Source organism: Arthrobacter sp. P1_D4 (genome assembly GCF_056406115.1).
Genome location: NZ_JBFUAU010000009.1, coordinates 22,704 through 47,977, shown reverse-complemented (window position 1 = coordinate 47,977; position 25,274 = coordinate 22,704). Strand labels below are relative to the sequence as shown.

Annotated in this window: 27 protein-coding genes; 10 read left to right on the top strand and 17 right to left on the bottom strand. The window is 67.4% G+C overall.

All coding sequences use genetic code 11. The features are described 5' to 3' along the window. The first annotated feature begins 3 nt into the window (after positions 1-3). The 4 genes from AC1D0A_RS10315 to asd are packed head-to-tail and all read left to right on the top strand — an operon-like array spanning position 4 to position 2,812. Positions 4-807: a thymidylate synthase gene (locus tag AC1D0A_RS10315; RefSeq protein WP_243181106.1), complete on the top strand. Its 804-nt coding sequence runs from the start codon at positions 4-6 to the stop codon at positions 805-807. Next, positions 804-1,397 (top strand): dihydrofolate reductase, encoded by a 594-nt coding sequence (locus AC1D0A_RS10310; protein ID WP_243181107.1) that lies wholly within the window; start codon positions 804-806, stop codon positions 1,395-1,397. Before AC1D0A_RS10315 ends, AC1D0A_RS10310 begins: the two co-directional genes overlap by 4 nt. Further along, a complete protein-coding gene (locus AC1D0A_RS10305) occupies positions 1,397-1,624 on the top strand; it encodes an NF038396 family protein (protein ID WP_028276519.1) in 228 nt (75 codons plus the stop codon). Before AC1D0A_RS10310 ends, AC1D0A_RS10305 begins: the two co-directional genes overlap by 1 nt. 45 nt (positions 1,625-1,669) lie before the next feature. After that, entirely contained in the window at positions 1,670-2,812 is a 1,143-nt protein-coding gene (asd, locus tag AC1D0A_RS10300; RefSeq protein ID WP_476945739.1) for an aspartate-semialdehyde dehydrogenase, read from the top strand. Between the two features lie 81 nt (positions 2,813-2,893). On the opposite strand, the gene AC1D0A_RS10295 is transcribed toward asd, so the two are convergent. Further along, positions 2,894-4,000 (bottom strand): winged helix DNA-binding domain-containing protein, encoded by a 1,107-nt coding sequence (locus AC1D0A_RS10295; protein WP_243181108.1) that lies wholly within the window; start codon positions 3,998-4,000, stop codon positions 2,894-2,896. An 89-nt stretch (positions 4,001-4,089) separates the two neighbouring features. Here AC1D0A_RS10295 and AC1D0A_RS10290 point away from each other — a divergent pair, with 89 nt between their 5' ends. Then, complete coding sequence (locus AC1D0A_RS10290) at positions 4,090-4,650, top strand: hypothetical protein (RefSeq protein WP_476945738.1); 561 nt, start codon at positions 4,090-4,092, stop codon at positions 4,648-4,650. Positions 4,651-4,726: 76 nt separating this feature from the next. Here AC1D0A_RS10290 and AC1D0A_RS10285 read toward each other — a convergent pair whose 3' ends face one another. Genes AC1D0A_RS10285 through AC1D0A_RS10270 form a run of 4 tightly spaced genes read right to left on the bottom strand, consistent with a single transcriptional unit; the run spans position 4,727 to position 8,101 of the window. Continuing rightward, a complete protein-coding gene (locus AC1D0A_RS10285; RefSeq protein WP_476945737.1) occupies positions 4,727-5,794 on the bottom strand; it encodes a UDP-N-acetylmuramate dehydrogenase in 1,068 nt (355 codons plus the stop codon). 56 nt (positions 5,795-5,850) lie between these two features. Then, positions 5,851-7,176 (bottom strand): MFS transporter, encoded by a 1,326-nt coding sequence (locus AC1D0A_RS10280; RefSeq protein ID WP_476945736.1) that lies wholly within the window; start codon positions 7,174-7,176, stop codon positions 5,851-5,853. A 14-nt stretch (positions 7,177-7,190) separates the two neighbouring features. Next, positions 7,191-7,628 carry a MaoC family dehydratase gene (locus AC1D0A_RS10275; RefSeq protein WP_243181112.1) on the bottom strand — a complete coding sequence of 146 codons (438 nt, stop codon included), beginning with the start codon at positions 7,626-7,628 and terminating at the stop codon, positions 7,191-7,193. A 2-nt stretch (positions 7,629-7,630) separates the two neighbouring features. Continuing rightward, positions 7,631-8,101 carry an FAS1-like dehydratase domain-containing protein gene (locus tag AC1D0A_RS10270; RefSeq protein WP_476945735.1) on the bottom strand — a complete coding sequence of 157 codons (471 nt, stop codon included), beginning with the start codon at positions 8,099-8,101 and terminating at the stop codon, positions 7,631-7,633. 240 nt (positions 8,102-8,341) lie between these two features. Here AC1D0A_RS10270 and AC1D0A_RS10265 point away from each other — a divergent pair, with 240 nt between their 5' ends. Together AC1D0A_RS10265 and AC1D0A_RS10260 are read left to right on the top strand one after the other, a co-directional pair. Next, on the top strand, positions 8,342-8,755 hold the full coding sequence (locus AC1D0A_RS10265) for an ArsR/SmtB family transcription factor (RefSeq protein ID WP_476945734.1): 414 nt from the start codon (positions 8,342-8,344) through the stop codon (positions 8,753-8,755). Then, positions 8,752-10,449, top strand: coding sequence for a SulP family inorganic anion transporter (locus AC1D0A_RS10260; RefSeq protein WP_476945733.1), 1,698 nt, complete (start codon positions 8,752-8,754; stop codon positions 10,447-10,449). The genes AC1D0A_RS10265 and AC1D0A_RS10260 overlap by 4 nt, the downstream gene beginning before the upstream one ends. Here the strand turns inward: AC1D0A_RS10260 and AC1D0A_RS10255 are convergent. The 5 genes from AC1D0A_RS10255 to AC1D0A_RS10235 all read right to left on the bottom strand — a co-directional run bounded on the left by AC1D0A_RS10255 (position 10,439) and on the right by AC1D0A_RS10235 (position 15,487). Continuing rightward, positions 10,439-10,663, bottom strand: a complete 225-nt coding sequence (locus AC1D0A_RS10255) for a DUF3188 domain-containing protein (RefSeq protein WP_028276510.1) — start codon at positions 10,661-10,663, stop codon at positions 10,439-10,441. The two genes, AC1D0A_RS10260 and AC1D0A_RS10255, sit on opposite strands and share 11 nt — an antisense overlap. Before the next feature lie 129 nt (positions 10,664-10,792). Beyond that, positions 10,793-11,737, bottom strand: a complete 945-nt coding sequence (locus AC1D0A_RS10250; protein ID WP_476945732.1) for a DUF2797 domain-containing protein — start codon at positions 11,735-11,737, stop codon at positions 10,793-10,795. Positions 11,738-11,762: 25 nt separating this feature from the next. Continuing rightward, entirely contained in the window at positions 11,763-12,626 is an 864-nt protein-coding gene (locus tag AC1D0A_RS10245) for an HpcH/HpaI aldolase/citrate lyase family protein (RefSeq protein ID WP_028276509.1), read from the bottom strand. A gap of 162 nt (positions 12,627-12,788) precedes the next feature. Continuing rightward, positions 12,789-13,784, bottom strand: coding sequence for an aldo/keto reductase (locus AC1D0A_RS10240; protein ID WP_476945731.1), 996 nt, complete (start codon positions 13,782-13,784; stop codon positions 12,789-12,791). Beyond that, complete coding sequence (locus AC1D0A_RS10235; RefSeq protein ID WP_476944024.1) at positions 13,781-15,487, bottom strand: glycoside hydrolase family 13 protein; 1,707 nt, start codon at positions 15,485-15,487, stop codon at positions 13,781-13,783. The genes AC1D0A_RS10240 and AC1D0A_RS10235 overlap by 4 nt, the downstream gene beginning before the upstream one ends. Positions 15,488-15,590: 103 nt before the next feature. Here AC1D0A_RS10235 and AC1D0A_RS10230 point away from each other — a divergent pair, with 103 nt between their 5' ends. Beyond that, the gene (locus AC1D0A_RS10230; RefSeq protein WP_476945730.1) at positions 15,591-16,769 is read left to right on the top strand and encodes an ROK family transcriptional regulator; all 1,179 of its coding nucleotides are present in this window, start codon (positions 15,591-15,593) and stop codon (positions 16,767-16,769) included. Between the two features lie 15 nt (positions 16,770-16,784). On the opposite strand, the gene AC1D0A_RS10225 is transcribed toward AC1D0A_RS10230, so the two are convergent. From AC1D0A_RS10225 to yidC, 3 genes are all read right to left on the bottom strand, one after another. Beyond that, the gene (locus AC1D0A_RS10225) at positions 16,785-18,356 is read right to left on the bottom strand and encodes a Na+/H+ antiporter (protein WP_028276506.1); all 1,572 of its coding nucleotides are present in this window, start codon (positions 18,354-18,356) and stop codon (positions 16,785-16,787) included. 85 nt (positions 18,357-18,441) lie between these two features. Beyond that, entirely contained in the window at positions 18,442-19,101 is a 660-nt protein-coding gene (locus AC1D0A_RS10220) for an NAD(P)H-binding protein (protein WP_476945729.1), read from the bottom strand. Next, on the bottom strand, positions 19,098-19,901 hold the full coding sequence (gene yidC, locus AC1D0A_RS10215; protein WP_476944633.1) for a membrane protein insertase YidC: 804 nt from the start codon (positions 19,899-19,901) through the stop codon (positions 19,098-19,100). The genes AC1D0A_RS10220 and yidC overlap by 4 nt, the downstream gene beginning before the upstream one ends. Before the next feature lie 570 nt (positions 19,902-20,471). Between yidC and AC1D0A_RS10210 the strand changes: the two genes are divergently transcribed. Next, positions 20,472-20,693 (top strand): hypothetical protein, encoded by a 222-nt coding sequence (locus tag AC1D0A_RS10210; RefSeq protein WP_243181119.1) that lies wholly within the window; start codon positions 20,472-20,474, stop codon positions 20,691-20,693. Positions 20,694-21,241: 548 nt separating this feature from the next. Here the strand turns inward: AC1D0A_RS10210 and AC1D0A_RS10205 are convergent. Both AC1D0A_RS10205 and AC1D0A_RS10200 read right to left on the bottom strand, forming a co-directional pair. Beyond that, a complete protein-coding gene (locus tag AC1D0A_RS10205) occupies positions 21,242-21,514 on the bottom strand; it encodes a hypothetical protein (protein ID WP_476945728.1) in 273 nt (90 codons plus the stop codon). A 1,084-nt stretch (positions 21,515-22,598) separates the two neighbouring features. Further along, a complete protein-coding gene (locus AC1D0A_RS10200) occupies positions 22,599-22,844 on the bottom strand; it encodes a hypothetical protein (RefSeq protein WP_243181121.1) in 246 nt (81 codons plus the stop codon). 195 nt (positions 22,845-23,039) lie between these two features. Between AC1D0A_RS10200 and AC1D0A_RS10195 the strand changes: the two genes are divergently transcribed. Next, complete coding sequence (locus AC1D0A_RS10195; protein ID WP_243181122.1) at positions 23,040-23,597, top strand: recombinase family protein; 558 nt, start codon at positions 23,040-23,042, stop codon at positions 23,595-23,597. Positions 23,598-23,721: 124 nt separating this feature from the next. Here AC1D0A_RS10195 and AC1D0A_RS10190 read toward each other — a convergent pair whose 3' ends face one another. Together AC1D0A_RS10190 and AC1D0A_RS10185 are read right to left on the bottom strand one after the other, a co-directional pair. Continuing rightward, positions 23,722-24,834, bottom strand: coding sequence for an LPO_1073/Vpar_1526 family protein (locus AC1D0A_RS10190; RefSeq protein ID WP_243181123.1), 1,113 nt, complete (start codon positions 24,832-24,834; stop codon positions 23,722-23,724). Beyond that, positions 24,831-25,028, bottom strand: coding sequence for a hypothetical protein (locus tag AC1D0A_RS10185; RefSeq protein WP_243181124.1), 198 nt, complete (start codon positions 25,026-25,028; stop codon positions 24,831-24,833). The genes AC1D0A_RS10190 and AC1D0A_RS10185 overlap by 4 nt, the downstream gene beginning before the upstream one ends. Positions 25,029-25,274: the final 246 nt, after the last annotated feature.

Sequence of the window (25,274 nt, the reverse complement as noted above, 5' to 3'; positions counted from 1 at the left end):
ACGGTGAGCATCCCTACGCCCTATGAAGACCTCCTGCGCGACGTCCTCGAGCACGGCACGCACAAATCGGACCGCACCGGCACCGGCACCCTGAGTGTTTTTGGCCGCCAGCTCCGCTTCGACCTGAGCAAGAGCTTCCCGCTGATCACCACCAAGCGGGTGCATTTCAAGTCCGTGGCGGTGGAGCTGCTCTGGTTCCTCCGCGGCGACACGAACGTCAAATGGATGCAGGACCAGGGCGTCACCATCTGGGACGAATGGGCCGACGCCGACGGCGAACTCGGTCCCGTTTACGGGGTCCAGTGGCGTTCCTGGCCCACGCCCGACGGCGGCCACATCGACCAGATCGCCGAACTCATCAAGAACCTGAAGTCCAACCCGGATTCGCGCCGGCACATCGTCTCGGCCTGGAACGTCTCCGAACTCAAGGACATGGCCCTGCCCCCATGCCACGCGTTCTTCCAGTTCTACGTGGCGGACGGCAAGCTTTCGTGCCAGCTGTACCAGCGGTCGGCGGACACCTTCCTGGGCGTGCCCTTCAACATCGCGTCCTACGCCTTGCTGACACGCATGATCGCGCAGCAGACCGGCCTGGAACCGGGCGAATTCGTCTGGACCGGCGGGGATGTCCACATCTACGACAACCACATGGACCAGGTCCTCAAGCAGCTCGCCCGCGAGCCCTACGACTACCCCCAGCTGAACATCACCCGCAAGCCGGACTCCATCTTCGACTACACCCTCGAGGACTTCGAGGTGGTCGGCTACCAGCACCACCCGACGATTAAGGCCCCGATAGCCGTATGAGCAACGACAACACCGCGGGCGTGCAGCCCGGCGATTTCACGGAGCAACTCCGAGCGTCCACCACTGGCCTCGGGCTCGTCTGGGCCCAGACCAGCACCGGGGTGATCGGCAAGGCCGGCGACATGCCGTGGCACCTGCCCGAAGACATGTCGCACTTCAGCCGCCTCACCACCGGCCACCCGGTCATCATGGGACGCAAGACCTGGGAATCATTCCCGGACAAGTACCGCCCCCTGCCCGACCGGACGAACATCGTCATCACCCGCCAGGCCGCCTGGCGGGACACCCCCGGCGCGGAAGGCGCCGTCGCGGTGGCGTCGCTCGATGACGCCTTGCTTGAATCCCAGTTCGTGGCCGGCCATGAGACCGTGTGGATCATCGGCGGCGGCGAAATCTTTGCCCAGTCTCTGGACCTTGCCGACGTCGCCGTCGTCACCACCATCGACACCAGCGCCGAAGGGGACACCTTCGCTCCGGAACTCGGCTACGACTGGACCGTCTCGGCCAGCCTCCCGGCCAACGGCTGGCTGACCTCCGCCAACGGCACCCGCTACCGGATCACGCTGTGGCGCCGGACGGAGGCCAAGTAATGCTGAGGAAGCCAGAAACACTCTTTGTCCTGGGGTACATGCTCCTGCCCCTGCTCGCACTGCTCTCCGCGGTCGTGGGGCTGACCATGATCCTGGGCGGCAACAAGATCCTCGGGGCGATCGTGCTGGTGGTGGTGACCCAGGTCTTCACGTTCGGGGCGGTTTTCGCGCTGCGCCGGCGCAAGGCGGCACTGCTGGAAGAGCCCCGCGGCGACTATAACGCGTGACGTAACCGACTGCGCCGGGCGGGCCGCGAAGTCTAAACTGGGCCCATGACTACAGCAGCTACCCCGTCCGTCGGCCTGGTTGGTTGGCGTGGCATGGTCGGTTCCGTCCTCATGCAGCGCATGCAGGATGAGGGCGACTTCGCCAACATCAACCCGGTCTTCTTCTCCACCTCGAACGCGGGCGGTGACGCCCCGGCCCTGGCCGGCGCCGCTGCGGGCGCCGCCGGCAAGCTTGAGGACGCGTTCGACCTCGAGACGCTGGCGAAGCTGCCCATTATTGTCACCGCCCAGGGCGGGGACTACACCAAGCAGGTCCACGGCGAGCTCCGCAGCCGAGGCTGGGACGGCCTCTGGATCGATGCCGCCTCCACGCTGCGCATGAATGAGGATTCCATCATCGTGCTGGACCCCATCAACCGGGACGTCATCGACGCCGGCCTCTCCGGCGGGGTGAAGGACTTCGTCGGCGGCAACTGCACCGTGTCCTGCATGCTGATGGGCCTGGGCGGGCTCTTCAAGAACGACCTGGTCGAATGGGGCACGTCCATGACGTACCAGGCGGCCTCCGGCGGCGGGGCACGCCACATGCGTGAACTGCTGAACCAGTTCGGCAGCCTCAACGCCGAGGTCAGCTCCGAACTGGACGACCCGGCGTCGGCGATCCTCGAAATCGACCGCAAGGTCCTGGCACACCAGCGCGCCGGCATCGACGCCACACAGTTCGGCGTTCCGCTGGCCGGTTCCCTGATCCCCTGGATCGACGCGGACCTCGGCAACGGCCAGTCCAAGGAGGAGTGGAAGGCCGGAGTGGAGACGAACAAGATCCTTGGCACCTCCGCCGCGAACCGCGTCGTCATGGACGGCCTGTGCATCCGGATCGGTGCGATGCGCTCCCACTCCCAGGCCCTGACACTGAAGCTGCGCGAGGACCTCCCGGTCGCCGAGATCGAGAAGCTCGTGGACGCGGACAACCAGTGGGCCCGCGTGGTGCCAAACACCAAGGAAGCCTCGATGGCCGAGCTCACGCCCGTGGCGGCCTCCGGCACCCTGGACATTCCGGTGGGCCGGATCCGCAAGCTTGAGATGGGTCCGCAGTACATCAGCGCGTTCACGGTGGGCGACCAGCTGCTGTGGGGCGCCGCGGAGCCGCTGCGGCGCATGCTCCGCATCGCCACCGGAAACCTCTAGGAGCCCGTCCGGGACACGCATACAGGCGGACGTTCAGACACCCCTTCAGGCGGAAGTTCAGGCACCTGTTCCGGCACCTGTTCAGGCGCCAAGGAATCTGCGGTATTTCGCGGCCTGCAGCCCAAAAGACTTTTGGGCGGCGGGCCGCAGCCCGTTAACAGGGTCGAAGGGTTCGGGCACGACGCCGGCTCCCCTGCGGCCCGGCGGCCCGGCCCAGGTGCCGATCACGCCGCCGCCGGCCACAATGGTCTTCTTGAACACGCCGTTGCCGCCGGGGACGATCTTGTCGGCATGCTCCGGCGGCAGCACGAGGGACCGGTCCGCGTAGCCGAGCAGGAATTCATCGAACCCCGGCAGCGCCAGCACCGTGCGCTGACCGGGGACGCCGTCGTCGAGCAGCGCGGCTGTCTCTGCAGAGAGCCAGTAGCTGGTCCCCTCAAACTCCAGCTCCGCCAGCTGGTCCGACACCCGGGCCAGGGCCGCCCGGGTTTCCGTCAGCGGAATGCCGGCCCACCAGGCAAAATCACGTTCCGTGGCGGGGCCGTGACTGCGAAAGTAGCGCAGCAGCCACTCGGCGATGCCGTCGGAACGGTCCAGGGTCCGCGACTCGGTGATCCAGTCGCCAAAGGCCACGACCAGCTGCTGGTTGCCGGCCAGCGGCCCCTGCACCAGCAACCCCCGCTGGCACAGGATCCCGAGCAGATGAATGCCGCGCTGGCCCGCCGTGGACTGACCCGCCCGTTCGAAGGCCTGGAACAGCTCCGCCCGGCTGGCAGCTCCTCCAGAGACCAGCTGCAGGGCAGTTGCCGCGGCGGCGTCGATGTCCCCTGCCGTGATCTCGAGCTCCCGGTGGCGCCGGGCCAGGCCCTGGATAAGCCGGTCGGAGGTGATGGCCAGCATCCATTTCAAGTCCTCGGGTGCCAGCACGTGCAAAGTACCGCGCATTGGCCAGGAACGGACGATCTCCGCCCGGTCCAGCGCCCCGCGGACGTCTTCGGCGCGGGAACCCGGCACGCGCTGGCCGACGGCCCAGAGCACGGCCTGCAGGTCCTGGGCCTGCATCGCCGTCATGCCGCGGACGGCGTCGGGGACGGACTGAAACCCCGGTCCCAGCAGTCCCTGGGCGGCCAGCCGCAGCCTGCCGATGATTCCGGGGCCAAGCCGGCGGATGCCCGTCACTGCTGCCATGGAACCATGGTAAGCCGCCTGTGTTGCCTGTCGGGTTGTTGCCCGGCTGTTCCCAGCCGCCATCCAGCAGGCTTCCCTACCCTTGAATCATGACTATGAGTGAGGTGTGGCCGCTGCTGCGGCCCCTGTGCCGGAAGCTGGCCCTGCTGGGCTGGGCGTCCAGCGCCGCCGGCATGGCTGCCGGGCTCGCCGTCGCCATCGCCAGCGGTACCCGGCTCTCGCCCATGATGAGCACCCTGCAGCTGGTGGCCGCCTTGTCCATGGCGGTGTCCGTGGCCAGCTTCGTCACGGCCGCGGCGTTGCAGCCGCGGGCACGGTCACGGTCTCAGTCACGGTCTCAGTCACAGCCTCAGTCACGGTCTCAGGCACGGGTGCAGGCGGCTGTGAAGCACGGCAGCATTGCCCCGCAGGGCCGGGAGCTCCAGCTCGACTATGGCGGCGAATTTCCGGCCACCGTGCAGGCCTTCCTGCTCGGCTCCCTGGCGTTCCTCGCCGGCGCCGTGGCGTTTGCGTGCGCCGGACTGGTGCTGCAAAGCGGGCCCAGCGTCCAGTCCGTGGCGTTCTGCCAGGTCTTCCTGCTCGGGGCCGCGGCCTCGGGTTTCACCTTCATGCTTTTCAGCAAGGTGGCACCCCGCCACACGGAACCGTAGCCGGGGCGCGGGACGCCCTGCCGGCGCTGCCCGGCCTTGCCCGGGCGGCGGCCCTTTTCCCGGGGCCGGACCTTCCCTAGAGATCGACGCCGATCAGCAGCGGCTCCGGGTGCAGTTCAATGCCGAAACGTTCGGCGACGCCGTGGCGGACCTCGCGCGCGACGGCCAGCATGTCCGCCGCGCTCGCCCCTCCCCTGTTAGTGATGGCGAGGGTGTGCTTGGTGGACAGCGAGGCCCGGCCGCCCGAGACGCTGTGCGGGTCCAGGCCGAAGCCCTTGGCGAACCCGGCCTGGTCGATGAGCCACGCCGCCGAGAGCTTGGTCAGCCCGTCCGCACCGGCGGGGTACCGCGGGGCCTCCTGCGGCAGCCGTGCCGCGACGTCCTCGGTCACGATCGGGTTCGTGAAAAAGGATCCCGTGGAGTAGGTGTCACGGTCGTCCGCGTCCCAGACCATGCCCTTGGACGCCCGGAGCCGCAGCACCTCGCGCCGGACGTCGGTGGAGTAGGCCCGCTGGCCCTGCTCGACGCCGAGCACCCGGGCGAGTTCGGCGTAGCGGACCGGGGCGCTCTTCCGGCCGAGCGGGAGCTGGAATTCCACGGTGAGCACCACATAGCGCGGTGAGCCGTTGACGGTGGTCTGCTTCAGGATGGAGTCCCGGTAGCCGAACTTGAGTTCGGAATTCGTGAAGGTCTTCACCGCGTTGCGTTCCCGGTCCCAGGTGCGCACGACGGCGATCGTCTGGGAGACGTCGGCCCCGTAGGCGCCGACGTTCTGCACGGGGGTGGCGCCCGTGGCACCGGGGATTCCGGAGAGCGCTTCGACGCCGGACCAGGCATGCTTCACGGCGTGTTCAACGAAGGCGTCCCAGTTGTGGCCGGCCTGGACCACCACCGCCACGCCGCCGCAGGAGTCCTCGGCGTCGACGGTGAACCCCTCGGAGGCGATCTTCAGCACCGCGCCGGGGAACCCGGCGTCGGACACCAACAGGTTGGAGCCGCCGCCGATGATCAGCAGGGACTGGCCGGCGGCGTCCGCGGTGCGCACGGCGTCGATGATCGCGGCCTCGGTGCGGGCCTCGATGTAGCTGCCGGCGGGGCCGCCGACGGCGGAGGTGGTCAGGGCGGAGAGCTGGATCTGGGTCACCTGACCAGCCTAGCCGGGATCATCAGCCCGCCTAAGCCGGTGCCGGCCGCACCTGGCTAGCTGCTCTGTCCCGGCAAGGGCACGGGCGCGGGGAGTTTACGGGTCACCGGGGAGAGCAGGAAACTGACGATCAGCATCACCATGACGGCCAGCAGCGAGTGGAGAATGCCGACGTGCTCGGCCAGCAGACCCAGCAGCGGCGGCCCGCACAGGAACGCTCCGTAGCCGATCGTGGACACCACGGACACCCGCGCGGCGGCCTTGACGGGATCGTCGGCCGCGGCGGACATGCCGACCGGGAAGCCCAGGGACGCGCCGAGTCCCCAGATGGCCAGGGCCACGTAGGCCAGCCACGGTACCGGTGCGAAGACGAACAGGCCGAGGCCCAGAACCGCCAGCGCGGCGCACCAGCGCATCACCGGGACCCGGCCGAAGCGGTCCAGGACCAGGGTGCCGGCGAAGCGGCCGATGGTCATGAAGGTGACGAACAGCCCGTACCCGGCGGCTCCGGCGGCGTCGGTCTGGCCGTGGCCGTCGGCCAGCGCCAGCGCCACCCAGTCCCCCGCCGCTCCTTCGGCCAGGGCCAGCCCGAGGACCAGCACGCCCAGCAGCAGGGTGCGCCTGTCACGCCAGGCCTGGGCGATGAGGCGTTTGTTGTCCAAGGGCGGCTCCGGGACCGCGTCCGTCTGCCGGACGATCGGGATGGGCCCGGTGGAAGGATCCTCGAAGGTATCTGTCCCGGACGCTTTGAAGGGCTGCTCCGCCTCGAGGGGCGTGATGTCCGCCCGGAACCAGGCCGCCGCGGTGGTCACCGAGCCGGCCACCAGCAGGCCCACCACTGCCAGGTGCAGGAAGACCGGGATCCCGGCGGCGGCAGCCCAGGCGCCCAGCCCGGCGCCCGCCACAGTGCCCAGGCTGAAGGAGCCGTGCAGCCGGGGCATGATGTGCCGCCGGACGGCGCGTTCCACCGCCGCCCCTTCGACGTTGGACGCGGTGTTCCAGCTGGCGGTGCCCAGCCCGATGATTGCCAGACCCGCGGCAACCGCCACCGGGCTGGCGAGCACCGAGGTGCCGAAGCCTGCCAGCGCCAGCCCGAATCCGACCATGATGCTGCCGATCCGGATGGTGCGCTTGGAGCCAAGGCGAAGAACAATCAGGCCCGAGGCGGACACGGACAGGAAGGATCCCGCCGTCATGCAGAGCAGGAGCAGTCCGATGGTGCCGGGAGTCAGGTCCAGGCCGTCGCGGATGGCCGGCAGCCGGGACACCCAGGTGGAAAATGCGATTCCGCTCGCGGCGTAGGCCACCACCACGGCGTTTCGCCAGTGCGTGATCTCGGCGGGCGGGACGAAGACTTCCCTGGTCACAGCAGCCAGATTCACAGCAACGCCATGGGCTAGGCCACCCTGACGACGGCCTGGGCCTTGACGAGGACCTTCTGGGCGGCCGAGACGACCGTGAGGTCGACGCGGGCGGTGCCGGCGTCGGCGTCGAGGGCCCCGATGGCCCCGCTGATCTCGATCACGGCGCCGGACTCCGGTGTCCCCGTCGTGTCGGCGACGGGAACCGGCTTGGTAAAGCGGGTCTGGAAGTCGACGACGGCGGCGGGATCGCCGGCCCAGTCGGTCACGAGCTGGACGGCCGCACCCATGGTGAACATGCCGTGCGCGATCACGCCCGGCAGGCCGACGCCGGTGGCGAAGGCCTCGTTCCAGTGGATCGGGTTGAAGTCACCGGATGCGCCGGCGTACTTGACGAGGTCGGTGCGGGTGACGGTAATGCTGCGGCTGCCAATGTCCTGGCCGACCGTGAGTGCTGCGATGTCGATGCTCATGGCTACTGTCCCTCTCCGCGGACCAGGATGGACGAGATGGTGGTGGCGACCGGCTCCCGGACACCGGTGGCATCGCCGGGGGCCAGGGCGAAGATTTCCGAGCGGGTGGTGATCATGGCTCCGCCGCCCATGGCGCGGACGCCGTCGACGTGCAGTTCGGCGACCAACCGGTCCCCCGCGACGATCGGGCGGTGGTGCGTGAACCGCTGGTCGGCGTGGACCACGCGGGAGAAGTCGATCCCGGATTCCGGATCCTCGATCAGCTGCGCGTCGGCGCGCTGCGCGACGATAATGGCGAAGGTCGGCGGCGCCACGAGGTCCCTGTGACCCAGCGCCTCGGCGGCGGCAACATCGAAGTGGGCAGGGTGGGTGGCCTTGACCGCGCGCGCGAACTCGCGGATCTTCTCGCGGCCGACGTCATACACCTCTGCGGCAGGGTAGCTGCGCCCCTGCAGGTCCGGATTGATAGTCATGGTTCCAGCCTATCGCCACGCCCGGAGCCGTCCGGCTTCGTGACAGGGTGAGCGCCGGGGACCGGACGGGCACTGACGGGCGCCCCGGCGGGTCTTGACCGGCGCTCCGGCGGGTCTTGACCGGCGCTCCGGCGGGTCTTGACCGGCGCGATATGATGAAAACATCAATCCATCAATCCGAATCGCCGAGGGCGCCGCCGCACCGCGCCGCGAACGGATGCGAGAAAGTGTTTCCCCGCCATGATCTCCGCCGCGCAGACCCCCCTGTATGAAATCAAGGCCAACCTGTTCAAAGCCCTGGCGCACCCGGCCCGAATCCGGATCCTCGAGCTTCTGGCGGCCGCGCCGGACAATACGGCGCCGGTCAGTTACCTGCTCGCCGAGACGGGGCTGGAGCCCTCGCACCTGTCCCAGCATCTGGGCACGCTGCGCCGGCACGGTGTGGTGACGTCGGTCCGGACGGCGAATGTCGTGACCTACCGGCTGACTCATCCCAAGATCAAGGAGCTGCTCGCGATTGCCCGGGTCTTCCTGCTGGACACCCTGGCCGGTTCCAGCGAACAGCTCCGGATAGCGCAGGAGCTGCCGGCAGGCCACCTCGACCGCGCGGGCGACGCCGACAGTACCGGCCGCCTCGACGCCACGGCAACGTGAGCGCGGCCCAGGCAGCAGACCCGGCGACGACATCTGCCACGGCACGGGGACGCTTCGCCCGGTTTGTGCCGTCCCGCCGCGACTACGAGCTCTTGAGGTCCGCCTGGAAGACGGACCTGTTCGCCGGCATCACGGTGGGCATTGTGGCGCTCCCCCTGGCCCTGGCCTTCGGGGTCAGTTCCGGGGTCGGGGCGGAGGCCGGACTCATCACCGCAGTGGTGGCAGGACTTGTCGCCGCCGTCATGGGCGGATCCAACGTCCAGGTCTCCGGCCCGACCGGCGCCATGGTGGTGGTCCTGGCCCCGGTGGTCGCCGTCCACGGCGTCGGCAGCATTGCCCTGGTCTCTGTATTGGCCGGGCTGCTGGTCGTGGTCCTGGGCGCCAGCGGGCTGGGCCGGGCCGTCGCGTTCATCCCGTGGCCGGTCGTGGAGGGTTTCACACTCGGCATCGCCGCCATCATTTTCCTCCAGCAGGTTCCCTTGGCCACGGGCACCGAGGGAACGCCGGGCCACAACACCCTCCTGGCCGCCGTCGAGAGCGCGTCGCAGGCCACGATGCCGACCGTGCTGGAAACGCTCGCGGTGGTGGCATGCGTCGCGGCCGTGATGTACCTGCTGCCCAGGCTGAGCAAGGCCCTGCCCGCGAGCCTGATCGCGGTGCTGCTCACCACCGCGGCGTCGGAGATGCTGGCGCTGGACATACCGCGGATCGGCGCGCTTCCGCACTCCCTGCCGGCGCCCTCGATGCCCTCTGTCGATCCGGCCGCGCTGGGAGGCCTGCTGATGCCGGCCGTGTCCATCGCGACGCTCGCCGCCATCGAATCCCTGCTCTCGGCCCGGGTGGCCGCCGGCATGGTCGGCCCCGACGGCCGTCCGTCCGGCGCGTACAGCCCGGACCGGGAGCTCACCGGCCAGGGGCTGGCCTCGATCGCTGCCGGATTCTTCGGCGGCATGCCCGCGACGGGCGCGATCGCCCGGACCGCCGTGAACGTCCGTTCCGGGGCCAAGACCCGGCTCTCCGCGGTGGTGCACGCCCTGGTGCTGCTGGCCATCATCTACCTGGCGGCGGGGCTCGTCGGCAGGATCCCGCTGGCGGCGCTGGCCGGCATCCTCATGGTCACGGCCGTCCGCATGGTCTCGCGGCACACCGTCACGGCGATTTTGCGCTCCACCCGGGCCGACGCCGCGGTCTTCGTGGTCACCGCCCTCATTACCGTCGCCTTCGACCTCATTGTGGCCATCCAGATCGGACTCGCCGCGGCCGCCGTGTTCACGCTGCGGACATTCGCTTCGCTGAGCGGGGTCCGGCGCGAAGACATCCCGGGGCCGCCGGTTCCGGGCGACGAGCACATCGCCATCTTCCGGCTGGACGGGGCCATGTTTTTCGGTGCAGCGGAGCGGGTCCTGCAGGAGATCAGCCAGGTCCGGGACATCCAGGTGGCCGTCATCCGGCTCTCCCAGCTGCGGATGCTGGACGCCACGGGCGCCCACATGCTCGTTGAGGTGGTCTCCGCGCTGGAGCTGCGCGGGGTCACGGTCCTGCTGAAGGGGGTCCAGCCGCAGCATCTGGAGCTCGTGACCAATGTGGGGGTCATCCGCTCACTGCGGCATCACAAGCACCTGTTCACATCCCTCCCGGACGCGGTGGAGCATGCCCGGAGCCATGTGGTGCGGAACGCGGCCGCTAGCGCTTGAGGTTTTTCCGGATCGCCTGGCCGCGGACCACAAGCCCGGCAATGTGCAGGATCAGGCCGAGTCCGATCACTGCCAGTGAGGCGAGGGCAAGGGGCTGGTTGCCGGTGCTGTTGCCCACCACGCTGAGGATGATGCCGAGGGCGATCAGGCCCATGGCGCTGAAGACGAGCACCTTGTAGGTGGTTGACGCGGTGGCCCAGAATTCATTCAGCACCGTGCCAGTCTACCGGGGCGGCCGGACGACGCCGCGAGCCGCAAAAATTCCTGGCGACACTCACATTGCCTGCCGGCGCGGGAATACGGGCGCGTCCGGTAATTTGCGCGTCGCGGGGCAAATCCAGCGTCAGAACAAGGCTTCCTGCACGGCCGGGACGTCCGAGCCGTGGTCACCGAGTTCGATCACCCGGGCCTTGAGCTGGCCCAGGTTCACCACGAATTCCAGTCCGCTGCCATCCAGCGCCGCGAGGGCAATGCTGCCGCTCAGCGCGTCGATCCGGAACCCGTGCGCTCCGGCCGCGAGGTCGTGCGGATAGGCGTGCCGGGCAGCCGGGGCGCAGGCCTTCGCGGAGAGCTCCGGCCGGGCCCACCGTTCATCCACCACCGCGAAGCCCTCCCCGCCGGCACCGGCGAGCAGGGTCCGGGCCTCCCCTGCCAGCCGTCCGTTCAGGGCGTCGAGGTCGACGGCGGCTGCCGGGGCGAGCAGCGCAGCGGCCTTGGCGGCAGCGCGGACCTGCTGCGGCAGCCCGGCCTCGCGCGTGATCATGTCCTCGAGGAGGCGGACCACGCGGCCGTCCTCGGCACGGGCGACGTACCGGGCGACGACGGCGCCCTGCTCGGCGAGCCGGTTCCATTTGCGCGGGTGGGACGCGGTGCCGACCTTGCTGGCCCCGTTGGCGAAGGTGGCGACGTAGAGCCAGTGCGGCTGCATCAGGTACGCGCGCAGGCCCGGCGGGACCCGGCCGCCGCGGTGGAAGTCATGGATCAGCCGGGAGTCGTCCAGCACGAAGCACCGCTCGCACTGGCTGCCCCTTGCGGCGGGAGCCCGGTCCGGGCACAGGACGTGGTCCCGGTCCGCGGGTCCGTGCACCTGGTGGTGCCCGAGGCAGTGCTTGCCCGGGGCGGCGAGCCGGAAACCGAGGCGGGTGCCGGGGTCGAGCGTCAGTGCGGTGAAGGCGCCGCCAGGGCCCTGCAGGCGCATCGCCGGTGGCCTGCCGCCGGACGCTGCGGCGGGCCCCGGCGCCGGACCATCCCAAAAGACCCCGTGCACCAGATAGCGGGTATCGGTCACGGGGTCTCCTGCGGTGGTGATGTGGCTACAGGGCCGGCTGCACGCCAAAGGCCACGGCGAGCTTCATGATCTTCTCGGCCCGGCCCAGGCGCGGCAGGTCGGAGCCGTCCCGGATGACGCGGCCGCTGGCTTCGAAGTCGGCCATGAAGTCCGTGGCCCAGGCGACGTCGGACGGGGTGGGGCTGATGACCTCGTTGATGACCGGGGTCTGGTCGATGGCGAGGCAGAGCTTCCCGGTCATCCCCATCATCACCGTGATGCCGGTCTGTTCGCGCAGAATCGGGTGGTTCGTCCCGACGGTGGGGCCGTCGATGGGGCCGGGCAGGTTGCCCACGCGGCTGGCCACAACGAGCTTGGCGCGGGGGTAGGCCATGGCTTCCGCGGTGGCCGCCATGCCGGTGTCGCGGCGGAAGTCGCCCGAGCCGAAGGCCAGGCGGAAGGCGCCCTGGGCCTTGGCGATGTTGTTGGCTTCCTCGATGCCGACGGCGGACTCGACCAGGGGGATCACCGGGGTCTTGCCGTCCATCCGGTGGAAGCTCTCCGTGACCTGGTCGGCCGATTCGGTTTTGGCCAGCATGATGCCCAGCAGTCCGGGGGTGCCGCGCAGGCCGGCGAGGTCGTCGGCCCAGAACGGGCTGGTGGCGTCGTTGATCCGGACCCATGCGCTGCCGCCGGCGGTCAGCCAGTTCACGACGTTGGCGCGGGCGGCGTCCTTCTGCGAGGGGTCCACCGCGTCTTCGATGTCGAGGATGATCGCATCGGCCCGGGAGACGGCGGACTGGTCGAAGAGGTCGGTCTTCATCGCGTTAACCAGCAGCCAGGAGCGGGCGATGTCGGCCGGGATGTTGCGTTGGGGCCGAAGTGATTCGGCGGTGGTGGTAGAGGTCATGCATCTACGCTAGTCGCCCGGGGGCACTTGCCGCTAAGCGATCCGGCCTTCAGCGGCGACCATTACGACCAAAATCACATCCCTGCCCAGCTGGCCGACAGCAGAAGCCGTTTCCAGGCTCAAAACGGCCAGGCGGCCGGCCAGTTGGGTGGGGCGGACCGGCTAGGGGATGTTGCTTCCCCGGGCCGCGACCCAGAGCCCGTACCACTCGGCGCGCGTCATCGCCGCGGCGGCCTCGGGGGCGCCGGCGCAGGCGAGGATCCGGTCCGGGTTCGCGGTGCCGATCACGGGCGCAATCCCGGCAGGGTGCCTCATGAGCCAGCCGAGCACGATCGCTTCCCCCGTGGTCCCCTTCTCGGCGGCCAGGGCGGCCACGAGGGAGGTGGCAGCCTCCTCGGCCGGCGKCCGCGCGGCCGCCGGCGCCCCGGTGTAGAGGCCGCGGGCCAGCGACCCGTACGCCTGCAGCCGGATGCCGTTCCGGACGCAGTGCTCCACGGTCCCGTGCGGGAAGCTGTAGTCCGTGCCCTCGGCATGGTTGACCAGCACCGTGCTTTCCAGCCACGCCCGTTTCAGCAGGCTCATTTCGAGCTGGTTGCCCACCACGGGAACCTCGAGCCGGTCCTGCAGCATCTCGATCTGCGGGCCCGACATGTTGGACACGCCCACGGCCCGCACCTTGCCTTCGGCCATGAGCTGCCCGACGGCGGAGGCCACATCCGCCGGATCCATCAGGGGATCCGGGCGGTGCAGCATGAGCACGTCGACGTAGTCCGTCCGGAGCCGGGCCAGGCTTTCGTTGACCCGCGCCAGGATGCCGTCCCGGCTGAGGTCGTAGTAGGCCTCCAGGCCCTGCTCATTGAGCCGGATGCCGCACTTGGTCTGCAGCCGGATTTTCTCCCGCAGCCCGGGGGTGCGGGCCAGGACCTCGCCGAAGACGGCTTCGGCCTTGCCGTTGGTATAGATGTCCGCGTGGTCGAACAGTGTGATGCCCGCGTTCAGGGCGGCCTCGACGGCCGCAGCCGCCTCGTCCACGTGTGCGGACGAGTACGGCTCGACCGACCAGTCGCCGCCCAGGCCCATGCAGCCGTAGACGAGTTCCTGGGGGAGGTTCCCGGCGCCTGCGTGCGTGCCGGGCGAAACCTGCGGTGCGGGACTCACCGCAGCCAGACGGTGGTGTTGGCCGGCAGCTGCCCGCCATCCAGCGGGCCGCTGCTGACCAGCACCTCGCCGGCCGGCAGGTCAACCGGCGCGTCGCCGAAGTTGGTCACCGTCTGCCAGCCGCCGGGACGGCTGAAGCGCAGGACGTCGGCGCTGCCGGATTCCTGCCACTGCAGTTCCTCCGAGGTCTGGAGTTCGCGGCGCAGCTTCAGGGCCTTGCGGTAGAGCTCGAGCGTGGAGCCTTCCACGCCGTCCTGGGCTGCCACCGCGTAGCGGCTGAACCAGGCCGGCTGCGGGAGGTGTGCCCCGCCGGCGCCAAAGCCGAACGAAGTGCCCTCCGGGGCCCAGGGCAGGGGCACGCGGCAGCCGTCGCGGCCGATCTCCACGCCCTTGTTCCGGAAGAAGGTGGGGTCCTGGCGCTCGGCGTCGGGGATCCCCGCGACTTCCTGCAGGCCCAGTTCCTCGCCCTGGTACAGGTAGGCCGAACCCGGCAGGGCCAGCATCAGCAAGGTCGCGGCGCGGGCCCGGCGCAGGCCGAGTTCGACGTCGAGCTCCTCGACGGGGGCGCCGGCCAGCAGCCAGCCCTTGCCGTCCTGGCCCTGGGCGTGCTTGCCGCCGCCCTGGGGCAGCCCGTAGCGGGTGGCGTGGCGGACGACGTCGTGGTTGGAGAAAACCCAGGTGGAGGAGGCACCAGACTCGGTGGCCTCGGCGAGGTTCCGGGCGATGATTTCGCGGAACTCGCCGGCGTCGAAGTCGGCCTGCAGGAGGTCGAAGTTGAACGCCTGGCCCAGGCCCTCCGGGCTGGCGTAACGGGCGCGGCGGGTGGCGTGCACCCAGGCCTCGGCCACGGCGGTGCGCGGCGGGTTGTATTCGTTGAACACCTCGCGCCATTCGGCGTAGATCTCGTGGACTTCATCGCGGTCCCAGAACGGGTGCGAGCCGTCCGGGAAGCCGTCCGTTCCGGTGTTGGCGGCGCTGAGCTCCACCTTGGAGATCAGCGGCTCGGTGAGGTCCTTGGTCAGCGCGTGGGCGACGTCGACGCGGAAGCCGTCCACGCCGCGGTCGGACCAGAAGCGGAGCGTCTTGAGGAAGTCGTCGCGGATTTCCCGGTTGGCCCAGTTCAGGTCCGGCTGTTCCTTGGCGAAGATGTGCATATACCACTGGCCGGGCGTGCCGTCGGGCTCGGTGATGCGCTCCCAGGCCGGGCCGCCGAAGACGGATTCCCAGTCCGACGGCGCGAGCTCGCCGTTTTCGCCGAGACCGTCGCGGAAGATGTAGCGCTCGCGAGCCGCGGAGCCGCGCGGGGAGGCCAGGGCCTCCTGGAACCACTCGTGCCGGTTCGAGGAGTGGTTGGGGACGATGTCGGCGATGAGCTTGATGCCCGCGGCGTGCAGCGCGGCGGACATCTCGTCGAAGTCCGCCAGGGTGCCGAGCTTGGGGTCCACGTCGCGGTAGTCGTCGACGTCGTAGCCTCCGTCGGCGAGGGCCGAGGGGTAGAACGGGGAGAGCCAGACGGCGTCGATCCCGAGGTCCTTCAGGTACGGGACCTTGGCGGTGATGCCCTTGATGTCGCCCAGGCCGTCACCGTTGGAGTCCGAAAAGCTCCGCGGGTAGATCTGGTACACCGATGCCTGGCGCCACCAGTTGGGGTCGGCGGCGAGGTCGGAACCGGACAGGGTTGCCAGCGTGGCGGTGTTGGTCAAAGGAGATTCCTTCGGGTCTGGGAGGGCTTCTGGTAATTTAGATACAAGCTAAATATATTGCCTGAACAATTATGGGTCCGGGGACAGAAGAGGTCAAGAAGTGATGCCGCACGCAGCCGCCGCCACGCCGCAGCTGCTGCGCCGCGTCAACGCCCAGGCCGTGCTCCGCCACATCCGCGGCGCCGACGTTGCCACCGGAACCGAGTTGATGGCCCTGACCGGGCTGACCCGGGCCTCGGTGATTGCCGTCTGCGAGGACCTGATCGGCCGGGGCTGGATCGTGGAGCAGGACCAGCCCGCAGACCCGGCCAGTCCGCGGAAGGGCCGGCCGGCCCGGCGCTTTGCCTTCAACCGGGAAGCGGGCTTCGTGCTGGGCCTGGACATTGGTGCCGCGACCACCACCGCCGCCGTGGCCGACCTCCGCGGCACGGTGATCGGCCGTTCCAGCGGAAGCTTCCGTGCGGCGGACATCCCCGCGCAGGAGCGGATCGGCGTCGTCGATCTCGCCTGCCGCGAGGCGCTGGAAGCCGCGGGAGCGGACCCGGGCAGGGTCCTGGCCGTCGGCGCCGGGATCGCAGCGCCGGTGGACCGCGACGGCAACGTTCTGGTGACGCAGCGGTTTTGGAGCCTGTTCGACGTCGGGCTCCGCTCCGCGCTGAAGGAGCTGCACGGCTGGACCGTGCTCCTGGAGAACGACGCCAACCTGGCTGCGCTCGGTGAGCGCTGGCGCGGGTCCGGCGTGGGCGTGGATGATCTGGTGGTGCTCCTGGCCGGCGAACGCCTAGGCGCCGGCGTGATGGAATCCGGCCGCCTGCTCCACGGCCGCGGCGGGGCCGCCGGCGAGATGGGCTATCTGGACATGGTGGAAGGTGTTGGCTCCAGCGACGGCATCGCCGCCCTGGTGCGGCAGTGGTCGGCGGCCGGCGGCGGCCCCTCCGCGGGAGGCCCTGCCAGTGCGCCGCGCGTCTTCGCGGACGCGGCCGCGGGAGACCCGGCCGCCCTGTCCATCCTGGACCGGATTTCGGAGCGCATGGCCCGGGTCATCGCCTCGATCGCGAGCCTGATCAACCCCGAGCAGGTGGTTATCGGCGGCGCCGTCGCCGAGTCCGCCGGGGCGCTCCTGCCCGGCATCACAGCGCTGCTTCCCCGCTTCACCGCGACTCCCCCGCGGGTGACGGTCTCACCCCTGGGCGACGCGATCGTCACGGCGGGCGCGGTCCGGCACGCCCTGGACTACGTTGAGGCGAATGCCTTGGAGCTGGCCCTCCCCGCGCGGGGCTGACCCTGGTCCGTTGCCCTAGTCCGGCATGATCATGGTGCGCAGGTCCAACTGCCGCAGCACCCGGTCCGCGACTTCCGGGTCCATGCCCGGCTCGTTCCGGGCCGCTACGACTTCCCGGCGGGCCGCATCGAGGGCGATCGTCTGCACCGCAATCGCCAGTTCCCGGCCACGCTTACGCTGCTCCCCCGCGCTTTCATTCCGCAGGCTCCCGTCCAGCAGCTCGGCGTGCAGCCGGGTCATTTTCTCCTTCACGAGCGCCACCTTATCCGCCGGCAGCTCCTTCATGAGCTCATTGTCCTTCAGGGCCGCGATCGCTGCCTGTTGCGCCCGGCTCGCCAATACGCGGGCGGCGTCGCGTTCTTCGGAACCGTCCTCGGACGCCTTCAGGACCCGCATGAGCCACGGCAGCGTCAGCCCGGGCAGCACCAGGGTGGCCAGCAGCACGGCGCAGGCGATCACCAGCAGCTCGCTGCGGGCAGGGAACGGCGTGCCGTCCGCAACGGTTAGCGGAAGAGCCAGGGCCAGCGCCAGGGTGGCCAGGCCCCGCATGCCGCACCACGTGAGTATCAGAACGTCCTTGGCCGAAGTAGGGCGCAGAACATCCTTCCTCGCCCGGGAGAGGCCGGACATCATGGCCAGCCATGCGAAGCGTGCGGCGAACACCAGGACGCACACCACCGCGGCCGTCCCGACCATGCCGAAAACGCCGCTGCCTTCGTCGTGGATGACCTGCCGTACTTCCAGCCCCACCAGCCCGAACGCCAGGCCGGTGACCAGCAGTTCCACGACGTCCCAGAACGCGGTGCGGGTGACCCTCTCCGCGGCGTCCCCGGGCCGGGAGTGCCGCTGCATTTCCAGCGCGGTGACGACGACGGCGATCACCCCGGAGGCGTGCACCTCCTCGGCCAGGATGTAGGCGGCAAACGGCACCACCAGGGTGACGGCGCTCCGGGCCACCATGGAGGTCACCAGGCGGGTGATCAGGCTCGTGAGCCAGCCCATGCCGATCCCCACAACCACCGCGATCGCAGCTCCCAGGACAAACTGGAGGACGACGTCGGAGGCAATCTTGGTACCGGCGACGGCGGCGGCCACGGCCGCCTGGAAGATGACGATGGCAGCGGCGTCGTTGAACAGGCCCTCGCTCTGGAGCACGTTGATGAGCCGCCGCGGCATGTGGACCCGGCTGGCGATGGAGTCCACGGCCACGGGATCGGGCGGGGCCACCATGGCGCCCAGGGCGATCGCGGCCGGTATGCCGATGCCCGGGATCATGAGCCAGGCCGCGCCGGCGACCACCGCCGTCGAGACCACCACGAGCGCGACGGCAAGCATCAGCAACGTGCGCCAGCGGACCCGGAAAACAGCCCACGAACTGCGCTGCGCTGTCGCGAAGAGCAGCGGGGGCAGGAAAATGGGCAGGATCAGCTCCGGCGGGATCTGGATCTCCGGGAAGCCGGGGATGAACGTCAGGGCAACGGCCAGGATCAGCATCAGCACCGGGTAGGGCAGCCTCAGCTTCTCCCCGAGACCGACAGCGCCCACCGTAGCCAGCAGAAGTCCAACGATGAGTGCCAACTGATCCATGTGCCCGCTTTCCCCGGAGGCGGGCCGGGGCATCCCGGGTGGATGCGCGGACCGCCCCCACCACCCTATCGGGAAGGGTCCTGGGCTAGCCCAACGGTTCCAGCGCGGCCGCGAGCGGGAGCGTGCCGTCCCGGAACTCGATGGTGCGCCCGATCGTGGCCGGCAGCCCGAGGACCGCCGCCGCCACCAGGGCGACGTTGGCCCGGGCGGTTTCGGTGCCGTCGGACGTGTCGGCGGGGTCGACGTCGATCATCCCGTTGCCGGGTCCCGTGGTCAGCGTTCCGGGGCCCAGGACGGTCCAGTCAAGGCCTGAACCGCGCAGGTACTCATCCGCCGCGGCCTTGGCTTCGGCGTAGGCGAAGAAGCCGTTGTCCGCGGGGACTCCGTGGTCCGGCCCGGCCCCGAAATAGGACACCATGACGTACCTGCTGACGCCCGCTTCCGCCGCGGCGTCCATGGAACGGATCGCGGCGTCGCGGTCCACGGCGTAGGTCCGTTCGGGGCTGCCGCCGCCGGCTCCGGCCGACCACACCAGGGCGTCGTGTCCGTGGAGGGCTCCGGCGATCTGCGCCGTCCTCGCGTTCTCCACATCCAGCAGCGCCGGCGTGGCGCCGGTGGCCGCGACGTCGGCCGCATGGTCCGGGTTGCGGATAAAGGAGGTGACCCCGTGCCCTTCCGCCGCGAGGATCCTGGACAGTTCCAAAGCCACCTTGCCGTGGCCGCCGATAATTGCGATGCGCGTCATGGTCCCATTCTGTCCCACCGGACAGCGAACTGCTGCCCCATGGTCCACAGGTTGGTGGTGGTCCAGTAGATCAGGACGCCGATGGGGAACACGATCCCGCCCACACCGAAGACGACCGGCAGGCTGAACAGCAGCACCTTTTGCGGGCCCATGAGCGGAGTCGCCACGGCCTCGCCGGACAGGCTCCTGGCCATGATCTGCCGCTGCGTGATGAGCTGTGAGGCCGTCATGGCCAGGATCATCGCAATGGAGAGGATCCACACCGAGAGCTGACTGCCGCCGCCGCCGCCGTGCAGCAGCGAAGCCGAGAGCGGGGCGCCGAAAATTGTGGACTCGTCGAACTGCGCGACCTGTTCGGGGCTCATTGCCCCGACGCCCTGGCCGCTGGATTTGGCCGAGCTGATGCCGGACAGCATCTGGAACAGCGCGAAGAAGAAGGGCATCTGGATCAGCAGGGGCAGGCAGGCGGAGAACGGGTTGGTGCCGTGCGCCTTGTAGAGGGCCATCTGTTCCTGCGCCATGGCCTGGCGGGAGACCGGATCGGTCTTGCCCTTGTATTTGTCCTGGAGCTTCTTCAGGTCCGGCTGCAGCCGCCTCATGCGCTGCTGGACGTTGACCTGTTTGAGGAACACCGGGATCAGGGCGGCGCGGATCACCAGCACGAGCCCGATGATGGACAGCGTCCAGGTCCAGCCGCTGGCCGCCGGCATGCCGATGGCGCTGAGTCCGTCATGGAAACCCGCCATCATGGCTGAGACCAGCCATTTGAACGGGGCCATGATGGTGCCAAGAAGGTCCACTGATATCCCCAACCGTCAGTTGCTGCAAAGCTACGGCGAAACAAGCCGCTTGTCACGGGCTCGCGTTGCGGAAGGCACACCGCTGACCAGGAGACGATTCAGCCGGTGTCCGGGCGTGCCCGCACTGCACTGACGCCGTTGATTTTTTAATCCTCCCTGCGCGAAGTGCATTCCCGTAGTCGCCACCTTCCCCACCGACGAGCCGGTGCCGTGGCGGAGCTACAGCCGCCACTTGGGCCGCAAGCTATCCCCTAGCGTGGCCGAAAACAGGATTCCCTGAGCGTGTAGAGGTGGGAGGTACCAACCGCCCCCTCTCTCAGTCCCACTTTGGCCCAAACCCACCTCAGACGGGCCTGTCAGCTTCTATCCCGTACGACGTCGGAGGCGCTATCACTACCGGGGACAGCGGCGGGGCTGTCGCGGGTCCCTCCCCCTCCCCTTTGTGAGGGGGGCATGAGAGGACGGGGGCAACCGGACAGAATGTCAGGTGAAGGACCCGAGGACTGGATCCCCGCCCAGTAGGCTCGGGGCAAGGGCACCCTAGCGGCGGATTGTGGAGGCAAGGCAATCGTGGAAGGCATCGTGTTCATGCTTGTGGCGTCGGCGTGGTTCGTCTTCCGTAGGCGCATAGCCGCGTATCAGGTGTACCTGATCACGGAAAAGTTCAAAGTACTTGCCGTCAGGGACAAGGCTGAGCAAGCCCAGGGCATGGAGGGCATAGGCATCCTGTTCTGCTCGCTACTCTTCGGTGCCGGCGCCCTCATGGTGGTGCTCCACATTTTGTTCGACTAGCGGCTCTATCAAAACGATCGTATTGGGTGCATCTGCCCGCCACGGAAGGTATACGTCTGCCCGTTGGCATGACTGACCTCCAGCCGTACGATGCGGCCATGAGGAAAAACGTCGGGAGAGCCGGAGTAATGGCCCTCATCCTGTTCACTTTGTCGTCGTGTGCGGCGCAACCGGCCTCCACCGGCGCCGTGCCAAGCGGTAGTGCCGCGCCTTGTCACGGCGCCTATGTTGCTGACGTTGACACGAGTGTTCCCGGAGAGCCAACCCCTGAAGCGGCCGCGGTGACGTGGGCTAAGTCGGTAAACGCGCCTTCCGGCGCTCCAACCGATGGATGGAAAGCAATCGATGAACGGACGGCGCGCAGTGGTGACTGGATTGCCGGTGTAAGCCGGACCATTCCTGGCGGCTGGGTAGTTTCTGGTCTCGGGTGCGGCATCACCCGGAGCTAACTTGAGTGGTCCCCTGTGACCGTCAGTTCGGGATTGGCGGTCAAATCGCAGCTCCAAATGGCGACTTTCCGGATCCGCGGGGGAATCTCCGTCGCTCGATCAGATACCGGATATTCGTGTCTGATTTGGAGCTTCAAGTGTTCCTGTTTCAATGCACTTCGGGAAGTTCGAGAGTGCGAAGTCCTTGAGCTTGCTGTCGACGATCAGTTCGGCGACGGCTGCCGGGGATGAGCCAGTGGCCCCGATGGCTTCGATTTCTTTCTTGACTGACTCTTGATGAACGGTGGCCTCGGCGGCCGCCTGGCCCGCGAATATCGTCAGGATGGCGATACCAATGAACGCGCTAAGACTTATCATTTTCTGGCGCTCCATGAGTGGCGACGAAGCAGGATGAAAACGAAGAACGACAGCGAGGTCAGCAAAGGGATTGCAGCAGCAGCCAGCGGGAAATACCGGACCTGGAATGACTTGACCACCGACCCGTCTCGCATTCCGAAGGCACATTCGACTCCCAACGGGGCGAAGCTATAGGCGCCCCCAGGGAACGACGGCGAGCCCTCGGGGCCGTGGATGAGCCCGGCCGGCAATAACTTCCTGTAGCAGAAGTTCGAAAACGTGGAATATCTGTGGGACATGAGAACTGAGTCGATTGTTCCGACAGCGAAGTACCAGAGGACAGACAGCAGCAGGAAGACCCACAAGAACACCGGTGTTTTTCGCACGATTGCCCCTAATGAGTAATGGCATCACTCTCTCACATAGCGTTGAATTGTCTCTGCATTTTTCCTTGTGCTGTTGAAAGGGCGCGCCATCCTGAGTGCCGACCGGCATCTGGGCCAGAACGGTCACCTCGACCAAGGCAGAGTTGTCTGCGGTGAGGTCTTGGACGGCCCGAACAATACCTAATAGCCCGGATCTGCGCAGCCAGCCGAGGCAAGCCGATCAACCCCGGCAAGCACGCCACGGAAGCGGACTAGCCTGATGGCGAACCGACGGCTGACTCCCCCAATCGCCTACAGAAGCTAAAGAAGTGGCGCAAGAGTTGAGTCGTGATCTGGTTCCCCGCCGTTTCGACCAAGGAGGTGGGTGCACGATCAATAGATATATTGCAAAAACGATGGAAAGACGAGGCGGAAGGATCCGGCTATTCCGCGCCGTTGCTCTTCCGCTTGCCGAGCCACTGCTCGCGGTACGCGTCGGTTTCCCTCTTTTGCTTCTGGCCCCGCTCTGCTGCCCAGGCGACAACGAAGTAGATCAGAACCATTCCTAGAGCGAACTGCCAATTAATGAGCACCCCGGCTAGGAGGCCAAGCAGGACACCGGCAGCGACTTTAATCAGCCATCGGGTTACCGTTCGTGGTCGGTCGCTATTGAACATGGCTCACGGTAACACCGACAGGTACGCACTGAACTGGCCGGTCGTTCGCAGAAACGATGGGCTTATGAGGAGAGCTGGTCATGCCTCTGGATGCCTAGGGTCTTTGCCTCGTTCGCGCCAGTAGTCGTCCCGTTGCTTCCGCACGAATCTGACAAGATACACCACCAGGGCCACTGTGAGGATGGCCTGAATGGCCACGACGATCCACTCCCACGGTGCGGTGCGCAGTGCCGGTATCCACGCGGGTATCAGGAAAACGGCGACCATCGCCACCATGGCGACCAGGGCGGGGAGGCCAATGTGTTGCCGTTGCGGGGTGTTCATGGCTCACCCTATCCATTCCGATTCTTAAAAACGATCGTTTGCTGAGTGCCAGCATGGCGGCCAGCCATGGGTGGCTGACCCTCGGAAATTAAAGGGAACTGCTTTATCATTACCCTTCTCATAAACTACTTCTTATAACAAGCTCAAGAGTTGAGTAACTGAGAATGGGGAATGGGAATGGCACTGGTTGGATATATGCGAGTCAGCACGGCAGATCAAAACACAGACGGGCAGCCCGATGCGCTGTTAGCGGCCGGGGTCAAAGCTGACCCCCGCCACCTGTTCCAAGACCACGGCGTCAGCGGGGCGAAGGCCGAGCGTCCAGGCCTCACCCAGTGTCTGGATTCCCTGCGGGAAGGCGACACGCTGGTAGTCGCCAAGCTGGACCGCTTGGGGCGGTCCCTCGGGAATCTCGTGCAGTTGTTCCAAGAACTGGCGGAACAGGGTGTGGGGGTTCGGGTGCTGGACAACCCCATGCTTAGCACGGACGGCAACAGTGCCCAAGCGAAGCTCATGCTGGGTATCTACGGGGCGTTCGCTGAATACGAACGTGACCTACTCCGCGAGCGCACGAACATCGGGCTTGCTGCGGCGCGTGCGCGCGGCCGCAACGGGGGGCGGCCGAAACTGCTGGACAGCGCGAAGGTCAACAGGGCGAAGCAGCTGCACGCCGCTGGGGTCATGAGCCCCCAGGAAATAGCGGACGCTGTGGGCGTCTCGGTTGCCACGCTCTACCGCTACCTCGCCAAGTGAATATTGAGTCGAAGAATGCCCCCGGGTTACCCCTGGGGCTTTCGTGTGACAAATTGCAGATCATGAGGGCCCCGGCAACTTGCGTCTCGCGTTACCGTGGCCTTTGGCTTGTGTGTCGCTTACATCAGCGGAGTAGGTATTCGTGCAAAGGTGGCACACCCGCCATGCTAATAAACCGAGCCGCGTTTGAGTATCCAACTGCCGTACCGGCCGAGGTTCTGATTGGCGGGTAGGGAATCTGGTTCCACCATGCCGCGCATGCGGCCAGTTCGGGACGAGCATCCACGGCTTCGACAAACCGAGGTACCACATCAGGATCGTGTTGATCTATCCCCGTGTCCGATATCGCAATTTCGACGGCCCGCTGTTGCTGTTTCGACGAGAGGGGAGGGCTTTCAAGGTTTGCTTTAAGACTCTCTATGCGGGCGTATGGCAACCTGAGGTATCCCGGCTTGAGGTAGTGCGGCACTAGTTTGAACTCAACGCCGGCCTCGTCCAAGAACTTCTTCTCCACATTCAACGCTTGGTCTTCCGCCACACCTCTGCAGGTGTAGCCGGGGACCGCCGCCGCAAACTTCTCTTGAAAGTTCTTGAGCGTTTGTGAGCCCGTGCGTTCGATTCGAGCGAGGCCGAGTATGTCGATGTGATCCAACCACCCCTCCCCCATCGGGAGTATGTCGAAGCCGATTTTCCCAAGGCCCCGACTGTAGAAATCAAGTCCGGTCTCGATGTCCCCCTGTCCGGGCTGCAGGTCCCACAAGTAAAACAGAAGCGTAAGCCCTTGCAAGGCCGCATCATCAAGGCTGTCAACAACGTCGACCGCTCTCGCGATGCTGGCCCGAGCCCTACGGTCGCCGTCGCGAGTCCGCTCACCAAGTAGGTTGGCTAAGAGATCGTAGTCCGCCTCGCGTTCTGTTGACGCGGCCCCGATCTGTGCCCGCTTAAGAAGCACTTGGAACGCCGGGTCTTTGAGCGCGTCCAAGGTTCCCTCGTGCGCAAGCACGTCTAGTAACTTTTGGTCGAACAGTCCGATTCGGCTCTGTGCCACCACTTGACCCTCAGCTACATACGTCGCCGCCACTTCCTTGCGGATGGTGTCTAAGATGCGGTCACCCTCCTCCCGCAGCGCTACCTCCATTTCCTGTTTCGTCGGGCCCAGTTGAAAAGTTTGGTTGATGACGTCGCCGTGCACTTGAACCTGGGAGGATCCAGATCCCGCCTTCTGGCTCTGAGTCACTTGCCGCGTTCCTGGAGGTAGTCATGTCCAACTTGGTTCTGAGTGGCGTCATTTCCCGCCTTCTGGCTCTGCCGCACCAATTGCTTCTTCGTTGTGATTCTCCACGTGACCGCTGAACCGGCCCCACCCCCAACAAGCAGGCCGATCACGAGCATAACCAGCTCGGTACCGAGCCCATCGAAAAATCCATCCATAGTGTCCCCCCTAGTAAGCCGTTCCGAATAGAGTATCTCCACTGCACGGCCCTCACGGGCGGGCAAGCCACGACCGCAGCCTTGGAAGATACCGCCCACCCTGGGGCACTGGGCGTGTCTGAGTGCCCTTGGGATGCATGAGCGTGACGGCAAGTGCCCCACCAGTTCGGCAAACGGCCACAAAGCCTCGTGTGGGCTCCAGCCGCACGTCGCGATTGCGGACTGTATCCATTTTGTATCCACCAT